The organism is Streptomyces sp. NBC_01237 (assembly GCF_035917275.1).
Lineage (GTDB): Bacteria > Actinomycetota > Actinomycetes > Streptomycetales > Streptomycetaceae > Streptomyces.
In genome coordinates this window covers 5931253-5945396 of record NZ_CP108508.1, presented here as the reverse complement: position 1 = coordinate 5945396, position 14144 = coordinate 5931253, and the positions used below count along the sequence as shown (strand labels likewise).

Genomic DNA, 14144 nt, shown 5'->3' with positions numbered 1-14144 from the left:
TGGCTGCGTACGGCGCGGTTCACCGCGCAGGGACTGACCGTCGGAGGGACATAGCCGTGGAGGTCAAGATCGGGGTGCAGCACACGCCCCGGGAGATCGTTCTGGAGAGCGGGCTTTCCGCCGAGGACGTCGAGAGCGCGGTCGCCGAAGCGCTCAACGGCAAGGCGCAGCTGCTCAGCCTCACGGACGACAAGGGCCGCAAGGTCCTGGTGCCGGCCGACCGGATCGCGTACGTGGAGATCGGCGAGCCCAGCACCCGGCGTGTGGGGTTCGGCGCGCTGTAGCTCACGCGACGCAGTGAACGAGGAAGCGGTCCGGCAGGGAATCCCCCGCCGGACCGCTTCTTCGTACCCGGTCCCTCACCGCGCCCGGACGGGTTCCGCCGATCATGTGCCCCGGCGGCCCGGACGGGCCCTCGTGTCCGGGCGTGCTCGAACGGTTTCCGCAGCTCGCGGGAGGGTTGCGTCCGGTGACCCACGGGTAGTACCGCCTACGACCGATTTGACCGCCCCGCACACCCCCGCGAGGTGATCCTCTGTGATCTGGGAAACCTTCGGCTCCGCGATGCTCGGACTCGCCCTTTCCTGGGCGGCGCTCCGTTCACTGCCCGGCCGTCTGCCGTCCGGCCGTCCCGTGTTCCTCACCGGCACCCTGGGCGCCCTGTTCGGCGCGTATCTGACGCATTCGGCCCTCGGCTCCGGCCATGTCCTGGCAACGCTGATCGGCGCGGTGCTCGTCGGGTCGGTGACGCTGTCGCTGCTGATCCGCCCACGCGGCCGCCGCCTCGGCCGATCGGCGGCGGCCCAGTAGTCCGGGCGGCCCGCCGGGGCGGCCGACGGCGGCCGGCCCGGCTACGCGGCCAGGCCCAGCGCGGCCATCCGCTTGGTGTGCGCCTCGGTGATGCGGGAGAACATCCGTCCCACCTCGGCCAGGTCGAAGCCGTCCGCCACACCGCCCACGAGCATCGTCGACAGGGCGTCCCGGTCGGCGACCACCCGCTGGGCCTGGGAGAGCGCCTCTCCCATCAGCCGGCGGGCCCACAGCGCGAGCCGGCCGCCGACCCTCGGTTCGGCCTCGATCGCGGCGCGCACCTTCTCGACCGCGAAGTTCCCGTGGCCGGTGTCGTCCAGCACGGCGAGGACGAGCGAGCGGGTGTCCGTGTCGAGCCGGGCCGCGACCTCGCGGTAGAAGTCGCTGGCGATCGAGTCACCGACGTACGCCTTGACCAGCCCCTCCAGCCAGTCCGACGGCGCGGTCTGCCGGTGGAAGTCGTCGAGCGCCTTGGCGAACGGCTCCATCGCGGCGGTCGGGTCCGTCTCGATCGCGGTGAGCCGGTCCGTCAGCTGCTCGAAATGATGGAATTCGGCGGAGGCCATCTTCGCCAGTTCCGCCTTGTCACCGAGTGTCGGCGCGAGTTTGGCGTCCTCCGCCAGTCGCTCGAAGGCCGCCAGCTCGCCATAGGCGAGCGCACCCAGCAGATCCACGACCGCTGCGCGGTACTGCGGCTCGGCGGATGCGGTGGCCCAGTCCTGGGCGGCGATTCCGGTGGGTGCGGGGGTTTCGGGAGCTTCGTTGGCGGGTTCAGCGGCGTTGTCAGGCGTCTCCATGGAGCGCACAATAGCCCGCTCGCCGGACCGTCGAAGGGCCCGGCCAGCCACAGACATCACACCGTTCCGATGAATTCGCCCAACACACATGCGCGAATCCGGGGTACAGTGGTATTGCGTCTACTGAGCATTTTCCAGTGCCAGGGGCGCGACCTTGAATGAGGATGCCCGGTCGGTGGCCCGATCGGCTCCGACCCGACAGCCCTCCACGCGGGGCGTACGACACGTACGACCGCAGATGAGGGGCCCCCTCAGCGGCACGAGCGCTCGAGCGACGGCAGTGGTCCCGCGCCACCCGGCCCATCCACGGCCGGATGACCAACCCCGGCACGGTACGACCCCCAGCGTTCGCCTCGGTCCGCGTTTCACAGAAGAGGCAGCACCCTGACTACGTTCCGCGACCTCGGGATCCTTTCCGAGACGGCCGAAGCCCTTGAGGCGGTCGGCATCATGTCCCCGTTCCCCATCCAGGAGATGACGCTCCCCGTAGCGCTCTCCGGCAGTGACGTCATCGGCCAGGCCAAGACCGGCACCGGCAAGACGCTCGGCTTCGGACTGCCGCTCCTGGAGCGTGTCACCGTCCCCGCCGACGTCGAGGCCGGGCGCGCCGCGCCCGAGAAGCTGACCGACGCCCCGCAGGCCCTGGTCGTCGTACCGACCCGCGAGCTGTGCCAGCAGGTCACCAACGACCTGCTGACCGCCGGCAAGGTCCGTAACGTCCGCGTTCTCGCGATCTACGGCGGCCGTGCGTACGAGCCCCAGGTCGAGGCCCTCAAGAAGGGCGTCGACGTGATCGTCGGCACCCCGGGCCGACTGCTCGACCTGGCGGGCCAGCGCAAGCTCGACCTGTCCCACATCCGCGCGCTCGTCCTCGACGAGGCCGACGAGATGCTGGACCTGGGCTTCCTGCCCGACGTCGAGCGCATCATCACGATGCTGCCGCCGAAGCGCCAGACCATGCTGTTCTCGGCGACGATGCCCGGCGCCGTCATCAGCCTGGCGCGTCGCTACATGTCGCAGCCCACCCACATCAACGCCACGTCGCCCGACGACGAGGGCTCGACCGTCAAGAACACCGCGCAGTTCGTCTACCGCGCCCACTCGATGGACAAGCCCGAGATGGTCTCGCGCATCCTCCAGGCCGACGGCCGCGGGCTCGCGATGATCTTCTGCCGTACGAAGCGGACGGCCGCCGACATCGCCGAGCAGCTGGAGAAGCGCGGTTTCGCCTCCGGCGCGGTCCACGGCGACCTCGGCCAGGGCGCCCGTGAGCAGGCGCTGCGCGCGTTCCGCAACGGCAAGGTGGACGTCCTCGTCTGCACCGACGTCGCCGCACGCGGTATCGATGTCGAGGGTGTGACCCACGTCATCAACTACCAGTCCCCCGAGGACGAGAAGACCTACCTCCACCGCATCGGCCGCACCGGCCGCGCGGGCGCCAAGGGCATCGCGGTCACGCTGGTCGACTGGGACGACATCCCGCGCTGGCAGCTGATCAACAAGGCGCTGGACCTGAAGTTCCCCGACCCGCCCGAGACGTACTCCACGTCCCCGCACCTCTTCGAGGAGCTCAGCATCCCCGCGGGCACCAAGGGCGTACTGCCCCGTGCCGACCGGACCCGTGCGGGTCTGCGCGCGGAAGAGGTCGAGGACCTCGGCGAGACGGGCGGCCGCGGCCGCAAGTCCGCGGCGAGCGCACCGGCCCCCGCCCGCGAGGAGCGCGAGCCCCGTACGCGTACGCCGCGTCAGCGTCGTCGCACCAGGAACGGAGCCGCGCTGGAGGAGGGCGTCGCCACGGTGCCCGCACCGGCCGGCGAGATCACCCCGGCGGCACCCGACGCCGCTGACGCCCCGGCTGAGCCGCGCACCCCGCGCCGCCGTCGCCGTACCCGCGTAGGCGCCCCGGAGGCCGCTGCCGAGGCAGCGGTGGCCGTGGCGGAGGCCCCGGCGGCCCCGGCCGTCGAGGCCGTGACCGAGGCGGAGCCCGCGGCGGAGACCAAGCCGCGCCGCCGCCGCGCCCGGACCGCCGCCGTGAAGCCGGTGACCGAGACCGTGACGCAGGCTCCGGCCGTCAAGGCCGAGGCCGAGTTCCAGACGGTGGCCGTCGCGGTCGGCTTCGCCGAGCCGGTGGCGGAGACCAAGCCGCGCCGCCGCACCCGGGTCGTGAAGCCGGTCGTCGACGAGGTCGACTTCCAGATCGCCCCGGCGTCCGAGCCCGAGCCGGAGACCAAGCCGCGCCGCAGCAGGCCCCGCGCCGCCGCGAAGCCGAAGACGGAGTCGAAGCCCAAGGCGGACGCCAAGGCGAAGACCACGACGAAGGCAGCGACGGAGACGGCGACGCAGGCTCCGGCCGAGGAGGCCGAGGCCAAGCCGCGCCGCCGCCGTGCGACCCGCGCCGCCACCGCCGGTACGGAGGCCGCCGTGGTCTCCGAGGCCGAGGCCGTGGTGAGCCTGGCCGCGTCCGACGCAGAGGCCCCGGCCAAGCCGCGGCGCCGCCGGGCCACCCGCGCGACGGCCAAGGCCGAGTCGGCCACGACCGAGGGCTGATCGCCGCACCCGCATCACACGGCCCCTACGGCCCCGGTCCCGCAGTCGCGGGACCGGGGCCGTAGGGCTGTACGGCGCGAGGTGGGCGGCCGGGGATAGCCTCGGTGGTATGAGCCGGCCGCCCACCTTCACCCCGCCCCCCTGTGCCCGTGCCCGTGTGCTGCGTACCGTGCGCGGGGACTTCGCCGTACTGGACGCCGCACCGCGTACCGAGGCGCACGCCACCGCCCTGCTGCTGCCCGGATACACCGGCAGCAAGGAGGACTTCATCGCGCTGCTCGAACCGCTCACCGACGCCGGGTACCGGGTCGTCTCCGTCGACGGCCGGGGACAGTACGAGACCGGGGGAACGGACCGTCAGGAGGCTTACTCCCAGGTGGAGTTGGCCCGTGATGTGCTGGCCCAGGCGGCGGCGCTCGGTGCGCCCGCGGGGCCCGACGGCACCGCGGGCCGCGTACATCTGCTCGGTCATTCGCTCGGCGGTCAGATCGCCCGTGCCGCCGTCCTGCTCGACGTCGCACCGTTCCGCTCGCTGACCCTCATGTCCTCGGGTCCCGCCGAGGTCGTCGCCGCCCAGCGGGACAAGGTGAAGACGCTCAGCGACGCGTTGTCGGTGCTGAGCATGGCCGAGGTGTGGGACGCCATGCAGGCCCTCGACCCGCCGCAGGACGCGGACACCGGCGGTGGCGAGGAGCTGCGCCGCCGCTGGCTGCTCCACCACCCGGCGCAGCTGATCGCCACCGGCGCGCAGCTGGCCGCCGAGCCGGACCGGGTGGACGAACTGGCCGCCCTCGCGCTGCCCGTCCATGTGATCTCCGGCGAGCGCGACGACGTCTGGCCGGTCGAGCGGTTCGATGCGATGGCGCGGCGGCTGGGGGCCCGCCGCACCACGGTCGGGGGTGCCGAGCACTCCCCCAACACAGCCCGGCCCCAGGAGACGGCCGCGGCCCTGATCTCGTTCTGGGACAGCCTCTGACGGCCGGCACAGCGGCTCGGCGGATCCGGTCGGTCAGGGCCTCAGCGGCTCCGGTGCGTCAGTACTGCGCCTGGAGGTGCTGCCAGAATCCGTCCCGCAGCGCCCGCCGCAGATGCGCGTGGCCGCGCAACGAGTGCTGGAGCAGCCGTTCCGCCTCGACGAGCAGGTCCTGGTCGACGGAGCCCGGAAGGTAGGGGTGTCCGGGCAGCAGGTCGGCGAGGGATTCGCGGCCACGGGCGGAGAGCCAGGTGGCGGCGATCTGCGCACCGACGAAGCGGACGTCCTCGCGCGAGGGGGCCGGGGTGTCGTCCTCGTACGTGGTGACGGGCCGCCGGGTGACGTAGGGGCGGCAGAAGTCGAGGTCGAAGGTGCGCTGGCTGTCGACCTCCCAGAGCAGCGGCTCGGCCTGGTTGCGCCCTTCGCCGGCCTCGATCCCCCAGAGGTGGACCCGGGCGCCGTAGCCCTGGGCCGCCTCGACCGCCGACACCAGGTCCTCGTCGCCGCCGACGAGGGCCGCGTCGCTGATGGCGCGGTGCCTGGCGAGTGATTCGAGGTCGGTACGGATGAGGGAGTCGACGCCCTTCTGCTGGTTGTTGGCGTTGAGGTTGCCGAGCCGCACCTTGACGTCGGGGAGTTCGGCGATGGACTGCTGCTCGACGGTGTGGATGCGGCGCCTGGCCCCGTCGTACCAGTAGACGCGCAGCAGTCTGCTGTCCGCGAAGATCGTGCGGGCCTTGTCGATGAAGGCCTCGATCAGCCCCTCCGCGTCGAGGTCGAAGGAGCGGCGGTCCTCCGTGCCGGTGACGAGCAGTCCCGCCGCCGCGTACACATATCCCGCGTCCACGAAGATCGCGTGGGTCGACGGGGTCTTCGACACCTCGGCGAGCACGCGCTGGAGCAGCTCGTTGGTGCGGTCCAGGCGCTCTTCGATGTCGGTCTCGCCGAATGGCTGTGCGTCCGCTTCGTTCATGCGGACCTCGTCGTCTGCGTACACGCAGCTACTGGATAGTACTTAGACATCCAAAAAATTTCCTTAGCGTAGGGAATGTTTGCAGAGGGCAAGCCGTTGTACCCCCTGTGGAGCGCGAGACGTAGCCGCCTTGCGCTCCTCATCCTTGCGGACGGGGTCGCCCCGTCCTCCCAGTAGTTCTCCAGCAGGAGGATCAGACGAAGGGAAGCCATATGCGCTTCGAGATCATGCGACTCGACGATGTCGACGGTACCGCCGTGGACAGCACTGTCGTGGACGCCGCCTCCGTCAACCGGATCGTGCAACAGGCCGCGGCAATAGGCCAGCGCATCTACATCCGGCCGGCCGAAAGCTCGGCTTCGTAACGCCTTGGACCGTCCGGCACATGCCGTTCGGCCTTGATGACGCATTGCGCCGCTAAAGACGAAGCGCCCCCGCACGGAAGATCCGTGCGGGGGCGCTGTGGTGTCCGGTGCCACCGGCGGCGGTCAGGCGTTCTGGATGACCTGGGTGACACCGTTGATGATCTGCTGCACGGCGATGGCCGAGAGCATCATTCCGGCGAGCCTGGTCACCAGCACCACGCCGCCGTCCTTGATCACCCGGATGATCAGCAGCGAGTAGCGCATGGTGAGCCAGAGCACCACGTGCATGGCGACGATCGCCGACCAGACCGAGATCTGGCCGCCCACCCCGTCGGCGTGCTGCACCGCCAGGATGACCGAAACGATCGCGCCGGGCCCCGCCAGCAGCGGCATGCCCAGCGGTACGAGCGCCACATTGACGTCCTTGGTCTGGGTCGGCTCATCGGTCTTGCCGGTCAGCAGGTCCAGCGCGATCAGCAGCAGGAGCAGACCTCCCGCGATCATCAGCGCGGGCACGGAGACATGCAGATAGTCCAGGATCTGCTGGCCGAGCAGACCGAAGACGGCGATCACCCCGAAGGCGACCGCGACCGCCTGCAGCGCCATCTTGCGCTGCACCTTGGCGGGGCGGCCCGCGGTGAGGGCCAGGAAGATCGGGGTGATCCCGGGCGGGTCCATAATCACAAAAAGCGTGAGAAACAGGGATCCGAAAACAGCGACGTCGAACACAGTGAGCCTTGCGAGGAGAGAACGGGCGGTACGGGGAGGTGCGCGCGGACCGGCCCGGGGCAGCGTCAGCGGCGGGCCGGGGGCGGTCGCCCGGAGGCCGTGTGACGGCGTCCGGGCGCGCGGGGAGCGGTGCGTGAGGTGGTTGCGTGGTGCGGTGAGGGGCCCGCGCGGGTGCGCGCGGTGTCCTACGGGCGGCCGGTTCCGCCGGCGCCCGGCACCGGGAAGGCTCCCGTGGCGCGCCGGGTGATCTCGCCGTAGATCTCGGGGTCGGTCGTGTACTCGCCCAGCCCCACCGTCTTGCGGGAGCCGTGGTAGTCGCTGGATCCGGTCGTCAGCAGTCCCAGCTCACGGGCGAGCCCGCGCAGCCGGGCCCTGGTGGGCTCGTCGTGGTCCATGTGGTCGACCTCGATGCCGGCGAGCCCCGCGGCGGCGAGCCGGGCGATCGCGGACTCGGGCACCACGGCGCCGCGCTTCACAGCTGCCGGGTGGGCGAACACCGTGACGCCGCCCGCCGCCCGGACCAGCCGGATCGCCTCGAACGGGTCGAGTTCGTGCTTCTCCGCGAACGCGCGTCCACCGTCCGCCAGCCACTCGGGCGTGAAGGCGTCGGAGACCGTCCCGACGACGCCGAGTTCGACGAGAGCGGTGGCCACGTGCGGCCGGCCGACCGAACCGTCCCCGGCGATGCGCGCGACCTGCTCCCAGGTGACCGGGACGCCCAGCGCCTGGAGTTTGCGGACCATCTCCTGGGCGCGCGGCACCCGGTCGTCCCGTACCAGCTCGCGCTCGCGGGCCAGCTCGGGCTCCTCGGGGTCGAAGAGGTAGGCCAGCATGTGCAGGCCCACGCCGTCGAGCTTGCAGGAGAGTTCGGCGCCGGTGACGAGGGTGAGGCCCTCGGGCAGGGCATCGATGGCCTGCCGGTGTCCGCCGACGGTGTCGTGGTCGGTGAGGGCGACGACATCGAGCCCCGCGGCCGCGGCGGCCGCCACCAGTTCGGCCGGGGTGTCCGTGCCGTCCGACGCGGCGGAGTGGGTGTGCAGATCGATGCGCACGACGCGTACTCCAGGGCTCGCGGGGGATGGGGCGGAGGAAAGTGACAGACGGGGCAGGACGGCGGTCGCTCAAGGATAACCGCCGCGAACCCCCCTATACCCCGGCGGACCCCTGCCGGGGCGGGTCGTCCGGAGTGCTGAGCAGCCGCGGGGTGAGCGCGCCGCAGGGGACGAGGTCCGACTCCCCCCCGGCGTCGCGAAGATCGGTCAGCACCAGCTCGTCATACATCAGCAGCCCCGACTGCTCGGGCCAGACGATCGCCCAGAGCCACAGGCCGCACGCCTCTCCCGCGAAGACCGCCCGGTCCTCCGGTGCGCCCTTGACGTGCCAGAGGGGGGTGGGGCGCCCGGCGGCGAGGACCTTGGCGTCGGGCACCCCGTCGACCTGGAAGTAAGGGCCGGGGTCGGGCCCCTCGATGCCCGCGTACCGCGCACCGAGTCCGACCCCCAGCTCCTCGGCGACGAGCAGCAGCTCACCCATGCCGCCGAGCGGTCCCGGGCCGGAGCAGGCGACGACGGTGGCGCGGCCGCCGCTGCGGTCGTCGCCCGCGGAAGCCACTCCGGTGAACAGCCAGCCCACCGGGAGCGGCCAGGGCATCCACACCGGTACCCGGGCGCGGTGCACGACCACGCCGAGCGCCTCGACGCTGGGCGGGATCACGGGCTGCAGCGGATGGACCTGGCCGTGCGCGGAGCACTGCCAGGCGTCGGCAAAGAGACCGGGCGCCCTGACCCGGCCACCGCACTTCGGGCAACTGGGTTCGCCCCTCATAACCGCCAACGGTCCTCCGCGGCGGTCGCCGCGTCAAGGACGATCACCCGTCCGCAGCGTGGCTCCCGCCGGGGGAAATAGATGTAGCTTGCATTTATTAGAGTGTCTAACTTATTCTGTGCATAACACAACGATCTAGTGGAGAGCGAGAGAACCCATGCCGGGAGAGGATCCGTTCGACGAAGGGGCGTCAAGCATCCTGCGCCAGCCGAAGGCCGTCTGGGCCACGGCCGGCGCGTCTGTCGTCGCCTTCATGGGAATCGGCCTGGTGGACCCGATCCTGCCGTCCATCGCCAAGGGGCTTCAGGCGACACCCAGCCAGGTGTCCCTGCTCTTCACCTCGTACTTCCTGATCACCGCCGTCGCGATGCTCGTCACCGGCTTCGTCTCCAGCCGCATCGGCGGCCGCAAGACGCTCCTGGCCGGCCTCGCGCTCGTCATCGTCTTCGCCGCCCTGTCCGGCACCTCCTCGTCCGTCGGCGAACTGGTCGGCTTCCGGGCCGGCTGGGGTCTGGGCAACGCGCTCTTCGTCTCCACCGCGCTCGCCGTGATCGTCGGCGCGGCGGCCGGCGGCAGCGCCGCGGCGATCCTGCTGTACGAATCGGCGCTCGGCCTCGGCATGGCGTGCGGGCCGCTGCTCGGCGCGCTGCTGGGGGACGCCAGCTGGCGCTACCCCTTCTTCGGTACCGCCGTCCTGATGGCGATCGGCTTCCTGTGCATCACCGCGTTCCTCAAGGAACAGCCCAGGCCGGCGCGGAAGACCTCACTGCTCGACCCGCTCAAGGCGCTCGGCCACGGCGGTCTCGCCTCGGTCGCGGCCTCGGCGTTCTTCTACAACTACGCGTTCTTCACGATCCTGGCCTTCACCCCGTTCGTGCTGAACATGACCCCGTACAAGTCGGGCGCGGTGTTCTTCGCCTGGGGTCTGCTGCTCGCGGTCTTCTCGGTGCTCGTCGCCCCGCGGCTGCAGAAGCGCTTCGGCTCGCTGAAGGTGGTCGGTGCCTCGCTGGTGCTGCTCGCCGTCGACCTGCTGATCCTCGGCTACGGCGACCACACGACGGCCATCGTCTGCACGATCGTCTCCGGCGCCTTCATCGGCATGAACAACACCGTGTACACGGAGCTGGCGCTCGGTGTGTCGGACGCGCCGCGACCGGTGGCGAGCGCCGGATACAACTTCGTCCGCTGGTTCGCCGCGGCGGCCGCCCCCTTCCTCGCCCCGAAGATCGAGGAGTGGAGCAGCATCCACATCCCGTTCGTCGTCGCCGCGATCGCCGCGCTGGCCGGCGCCGTCGTCATCCGGGTCCGGCGTACGGCCCTGACCCACGAGGCCGAGGAACTGGAGCCGAAGCACGCCACCGAGGACGGCGTCACGGTCTTCGCCGACTGACCCCGCCCGCCCCCTCCGGCCCCGGCGGGGGGGCTTCAGTCCAGCGTGACGGAGGCGCGCAGCGGATCACGCAGGTCCGTCCCGTGCGACAGCCACCGTTCCTGGAGCTCCTGCGCCCCCCGGACCCGCTTCCAGGCGGCCTCGTTGTGCGTCATCGGCAGCAGCGGCAGGAAACGCACCGGCTCGCGCGGCTCGGCCAGCTCCAGATCCTCGACCAGCCCGCCCGGCTCGGCCACCAGCACCGAGCTGAACGGCGCCCCCGTCCAGAGCGGCTGCCCGAGGTCCAGCGAGGCGCCCGGGGCCACGATCAGCCCCTCGACCTGCGGAGAGGCGGCCAGTACGGCGAGCGGGCGCAGCACCTGGTCGGTGTCGGCGAGCCCGGCCCGTACCGACAGGACCAGTTCGGCGCGGGGCCCCTTCACCGGATCGGCGAGCGGCGAGGTGGGGTCGGCCATCGGCTGCGCGGACATGCCGAGCGTCGCATAGCGCACCACGTCCCCGTCGATGAAGCGGAGCACCTCGATGCGGTCCGTACCGAGGAACGTCACATCGGCGCGGGCGTCCGGTTCCCCCAGGGCCGTCCGCAGGCGTGCCTCGACCAGAGCAAGAATTTCTCCCATGTCGCGAGCATAGAACGCGTATCGAAGGGGCAAAGTAAGGGATTGGGCCCTAGGTGGCTGATAGCCTGGCCGCCGGTCGGGACAGCGCGCAGAAGCGTCGCTCTCTCAGTCCCGACGACACGTCGTCCCTCACGGGGGACCGACCGGAGGAGGTGGGGACTGCCATGGATCCAAGTCGACCGTGCAGTACCAGCCGCTCTTCCGCACGACGCCTTCCCTCGGTGATCTGACCCTTTCCCGGTCCAGGCCCACGGCAGTTCGCACCACGGAAGAGCCTTTCGTTTTTGCCTGTCTGTAGCGAACGCCGTCATCGCGCCTGCGCGGTGCCGCCCGCTTTGCGGACGTGAGCACACGTCCCCATTCCGGGCTGTTCCACGCCCCGCCGACGGCCCTCCGTGAAGGAGTCAGCCCATGTCGATGATCCGCGACCTGCGCGCCGCCGTGCGCCCGTCCCTGCGTCCCTCCCTCCGTAAGAACAGCGCCCCGTTCAGCGGTGGCTACGACACCACCCGCGACCCGTCCGCCTCCAGCGCCGTCGTCGACTGCGCGGTCTACCGCGACGGGCGGCGCCTCGAAGCCTCGGCCTGCCCGACCCCGCACGAGGCGATGCTGCGGGTACGGGAGGACGGCGGCTTCGCCTGGATCGGCCTGCACGAGCCGACGGAGGAGGAATTCGCCGGTATCGCCCGGGAGTTCGGCCTCCACCCGCTCGCCGTGGAGGACGCCGTCCACGCGCATCAGCGCCCGAAGCTGGAGCGCTACGACGACACGCTGTTCACCGTCTTCAAGACCATCCACTACGTCGAGCACGCCGAGCTGACCGCGACCAGCGAGGTCGTCGAGACCGGTGAGGTGATGTGCTTCACCGGCCGGGACTTCGTCATCACCGTGCGGCACGGCGGCCACGGCTCACTGCGCGCGCTGCGCCACCGGCTCCAGGACGACCCGGAGCTGCTCGCCAAGGGCCCCTCGGCCGTGCTGCACTCGATCGCCGACCATGTCGTGGACGGCTACATCGCGGTGGCCGAAGCGGTGCAGGACGACATCGACGAGGTAGAGATCGATGTCTTCTCCACCCCGACGAAGGGCACCCCGCGCGGCTCGGACGCCGGCCGGATCTACCAGCTCAAGCGCGAGGTGCTGGAGTTCAAGCGGGCCGTCTCCCCGCTGCTGCGGCCGATGCAGCTGCTGAGCGAGCGCCCGATGCGGCTGATCGACCCCGACATCCAGAAGTACTTCCGGGACGTCGCCGACCACCTCGCCCGGGTGCACGAGGAGGTCATCGGCTTCGACGAGCTGCTGAACTCGATCCTCCAGGCCAACCTGGCGCAGGCCACCGTCACCCAGAACGAGGACATGCGCAAGATCACGTCCTGGGCGGCCATCATCGCCGTACCGACGATGATCTGCGGCGTCTACGGCATGAACTTCGACCACATGCCGGAACTGAAGTGGACGTACGGCTATCCGATGGTGCTGGGCTTCATCGGCGTGGTCTGCTTCTCCATCCACCGCATGCTCAAGCGCAACGGCTGGCTCTGAGCGGGGCGGCCCGGTCCCATAGAGTGCGGCCATGACTGCTGCCGCTGACGCGCTGATGGACCGGGCCCTCGTCGAGGAAGCCACCAAGAAGTCCGGTCTGATCTGGGTGCGGGGCACCGGGCCCGCCCGCGCGCTGTGGCACGTCTGGCACGAGGGCGCGGCCCATCTCGTCGGCGACGGTCCCGGCGAACAGCCGTTCCCGGCCGGGATCACCGACGGGGCCGGTGCCGAGGTGACCGTCCGCAGCAAGGACAAGGGCGGCCGCCTCGTCGTCTGGAGCGCCTCGGTCTCCGTACTGGCACCGCACTCCGAGGAGTGGGAGGCCGCGGTCGCCGAACTCAGGGGCAAGCGGCTGAACGCGCCGGACGCCGAACAGATGACCGAGCGCTGGGCGCGGGAGTGCGTGGTCGTCCGGCTGACACCCGGCGTGACCCGCACCGGACTGCCGGACACCTCACTGGCGGCCCCGCCGCTGCCGACCCCGGCGACCACGCGTCGGCCGGTGCCCGCCGCGCTCCCCCGGCTGCTGCTGAAGCGCCGTCGCCGCACGGGCTGACACGGCACCTCGGCCCCGTGACACCGGCGCGGGCCCCCCGGGCCGGGCGTCCGGGCCCGAGGACGTCGGTCGGCGGGCCGAGGGCACGAAGGCCCTCCAGGACGCGAGGACCTCAGCCCGAGGACTTCGGGAGCTGGCCCCCGTAGTCGACGGTGTCGGCCTCGTCCGGTGCCTCCAGCGCGAAGGACTTGCCCCAGTCGGCGAGGGTGACGCTGCCCCCACCGCCGCCGCGTGCCACCCGCACGGGATACGGCTTGCCCTCGAGGGAGACGTCGAGCACGCCGCCCTCACCCTTTCCGCCCCGGATCTGGATGGTGCGGACCCCGGAGATCTTGTCCCGGTCGCCCTTGCTGACCTCGCCGTGCAGCGAGAGCAGGCCGTCCAGCAGGATCTCCTTGTCGGTGAAGCCGCGCAGCTGCTTGTACGTGGGGTCGCCCTCGGGGACCTTCACATACTTGCCGTTGAGCTTGTCGGCCGCCGCCTGGTCGGTCTTCTCGCCCTTGTCGCTCTCCTCGTGGTTCCAGAAGGAGGAGTCGGCCTTGAGGAAGAGTTCGTCACCGATCCGCAGCAGTACGAACGTGCTCTGCTTCGAGGTGACGGACCCGGTGCCGCCCTCCGCGTTGAGCCGCATGTTCAGGGTGTACGTGCCGCCCTTGCTGACGAGCTTGCCCGCGAGCCGCACCGCGTCCGCCGCGTCCGCCGCGTCTCTCGTCTTCTTGTCGATCTCCGCGGCCGGGAGTCTGCCGACGCCGTTCGTCCCCTTGTCCAGGTCCTCGCCCGCACAGGCCGTGAGGGCTGCGGTGAGCCCGGCACAGAGCACTACGGCGAGAGCGGCCCGGCGGTGGTTCCGGACGGCCGGGGCAAAAGAGGTCACGGGCGCACTGCCTCTCAACTGCGTGTACGGGGTGGCAGACGGCAGCGTACCGGTCCGTCCGCGCCCGCCCGCAGCGAGGCGTACCGAGACGTCCGCCGGGGCGGAGTGGCGTGGTACGGGCTAGCCTGATCCCGGCATAACGGC

15 protein-coding genes are annotated in these 14144 nt (G+C 71.1%); 8 read left to right on the top strand and 7 right to left on the bottom strand.

The window, feature by feature from the left end:
• Nucleotides 1-56: 56 nt before the first annotated feature.
• Together OG251_RS26640 and OG251_RS26635 are read left to right on the top strand one after the other, a co-directional pair.
• Nucleotides 57-284 (top strand): DUF3107 domain-containing protein, encoded by a 228-nt coding sequence (locus OG251_RS26640; RefSeq protein ID WP_073717986.1) that lies wholly within the window; start codon nucleotides 57-59, stop codon nucleotides 282-284.
• Nucleotides 285-537: 253 nt separating this feature from the next.
• A complete protein-coding gene (locus tag OG251_RS26635; protein WP_326679496.1) occupies nucleotides 538-810 on the top strand; it encodes a hypothetical protein in 273 nt (90 codons plus the stop codon).
• 41 nt (nucleotides 811-851) lie between these two features.
• On the opposite strand, the gene OG251_RS26630 is transcribed toward OG251_RS26635, so the two are convergent.
• Entirely contained in the window at nucleotides 852-1607 is a 756-nt protein-coding gene (locus tag OG251_RS26630) for a ferritin-like fold-containing protein (RefSeq protein ID WP_073717988.1), read from the bottom strand.
• A 450-nt stretch (nucleotides 1608-2057) separates the two neighbouring features.
• Between OG251_RS26630 and OG251_RS26625 the strand changes: the two genes are divergently transcribed.
• Together OG251_RS26625 and OG251_RS26620 are read left to right on the top strand one after the other, a co-directional pair.
• Nucleotides 2058-4154, top strand: a complete 2097-nt coding sequence (locus OG251_RS26625) for a DEAD/DEAH box helicase (RefSeq protein ID WP_326679495.1) — start codon at nucleotides 2058-2060, stop codon at nucleotides 4152-4154.
• Nucleotides 4155-4263: 109 nt separating this feature from the next.
• Nucleotides 4264-5130, top strand: a complete 867-nt coding sequence (locus tag OG251_RS26620) for an alpha/beta fold hydrolase (protein WP_326679494.1) — start codon at nucleotides 4264-4266, stop codon at nucleotides 5128-5130.
• 58 nt (nucleotides 5131-5188) lie between these two features.
• On the opposite strand, the gene OG251_RS26615 is transcribed toward OG251_RS26620, so the two are convergent.
• Nucleotides 5189-6100, bottom strand: coding sequence for an NYN domain-containing protein (locus tag OG251_RS26615; protein WP_326681426.1), 912 nt, complete (start codon nucleotides 6098-6100; stop codon nucleotides 5189-5191).
• 212 nt (nucleotides 6101-6312) lie between these two features.
• Here OG251_RS26615 and OG251_RS26610 point away from each other — a divergent pair, with 212 nt between their 5' ends.
• On the top strand, nucleotides 6313-6465 hold the full coding sequence (locus OG251_RS26610; protein WP_198676864.1) for a hypothetical protein: 153 nt from the start codon (nucleotides 6313-6315) through the stop codon (nucleotides 6463-6465).
• A gap of 123 nt (nucleotides 6466-6588) precedes the next feature.
• On the opposite strand, the gene OG251_RS26605 is transcribed toward OG251_RS26610, so the two are convergent.
• The 3 genes from OG251_RS26605 to OG251_RS26595 all read right to left on the bottom strand — a co-directional run bounded on the left by OG251_RS26605 (nucleotide 6589) and on the right by OG251_RS26595 (nucleotide 9018).
• Entirely contained in the window at nucleotides 6589-7194 is a 606-nt protein-coding gene (locus tag OG251_RS26605; RefSeq protein ID WP_073717992.1) for a MarC family protein, read from the bottom strand.
• Nucleotides 7195-7379: 185 nt separating this feature from the next.
• Nucleotides 7380-8246: a PHP domain-containing protein gene (locus OG251_RS26600; protein WP_326679493.1), complete on the bottom strand. Its 867-nt coding sequence runs from the start codon at nucleotides 8244-8246 to the stop codon at nucleotides 7380-7382.
• A 94-nt stretch (nucleotides 8247-8340) separates the two neighbouring features.
• Nucleotides 8341-9018: a DUF6758 family protein gene (locus tag OG251_RS26595; protein ID WP_326679492.1), complete on the bottom strand. Its 678-nt coding sequence runs from the start codon at nucleotides 9016-9018 to the stop codon at nucleotides 8341-8343.
• A 157-nt stretch (nucleotides 9019-9175) separates the two neighbouring features.
• On the opposite strand from OG251_RS26595, the gene OG251_RS26590 reads away from it, so the two are divergent.
• Entirely contained in the window at nucleotides 9176-10408 is a 1233-nt protein-coding gene (locus OG251_RS26590; protein WP_326679491.1) for an MFS transporter, read from the top strand.
• A gap of 35 nt (nucleotides 10409-10443) precedes the next feature.
• Here the strand turns inward: OG251_RS26590 and OG251_RS26585 are convergent, their stop codons facing one another.
• On the bottom strand, nucleotides 10444-11028 hold the full coding sequence (locus OG251_RS26585) for a suppressor of fused domain protein (protein ID WP_326679490.1): 585 nt from the start codon (nucleotides 11026-11028) through the stop codon (nucleotides 10444-10446).
• A 411-nt stretch (nucleotides 11029-11439) separates the two neighbouring features.
• Between OG251_RS26585 and OG251_RS26580 the strand changes: the two genes are divergently transcribed.
• Together OG251_RS26580 and OG251_RS26575 are read left to right on the top strand one after the other, a co-directional pair.
• Nucleotides 11440-12570 (top strand): magnesium and cobalt transport protein CorA, encoded by a 1131-nt coding sequence (locus tag OG251_RS26580; protein ID WP_326679489.1) that lies wholly within the window; start codon nucleotides 11440-11442, stop codon nucleotides 12568-12570.
• Nucleotides 12571-12601: 31 nt separating this feature from the next.
• A complete protein-coding gene (locus OG251_RS26575) occupies nucleotides 12602-13126 on the top strand; it encodes a hypothetical protein (RefSeq protein ID WP_326679488.1) in 525 nt (174 codons plus the stop codon).
• Nucleotides 13127-13238: 112 nt separating this feature from the next.
• On the opposite strand, the gene OG251_RS26570 is transcribed toward OG251_RS26575, so the two are convergent.
• Nucleotides 13239-14000, bottom strand: a complete 762-nt coding sequence (locus tag OG251_RS26570) for a hypothetical protein (protein WP_326679487.1) — start codon at nucleotides 13998-14000, stop codon at nucleotides 13239-13241.
• Between the last annotated feature and the right edge of the window lie 144 nt (nucleotides 14001-14144).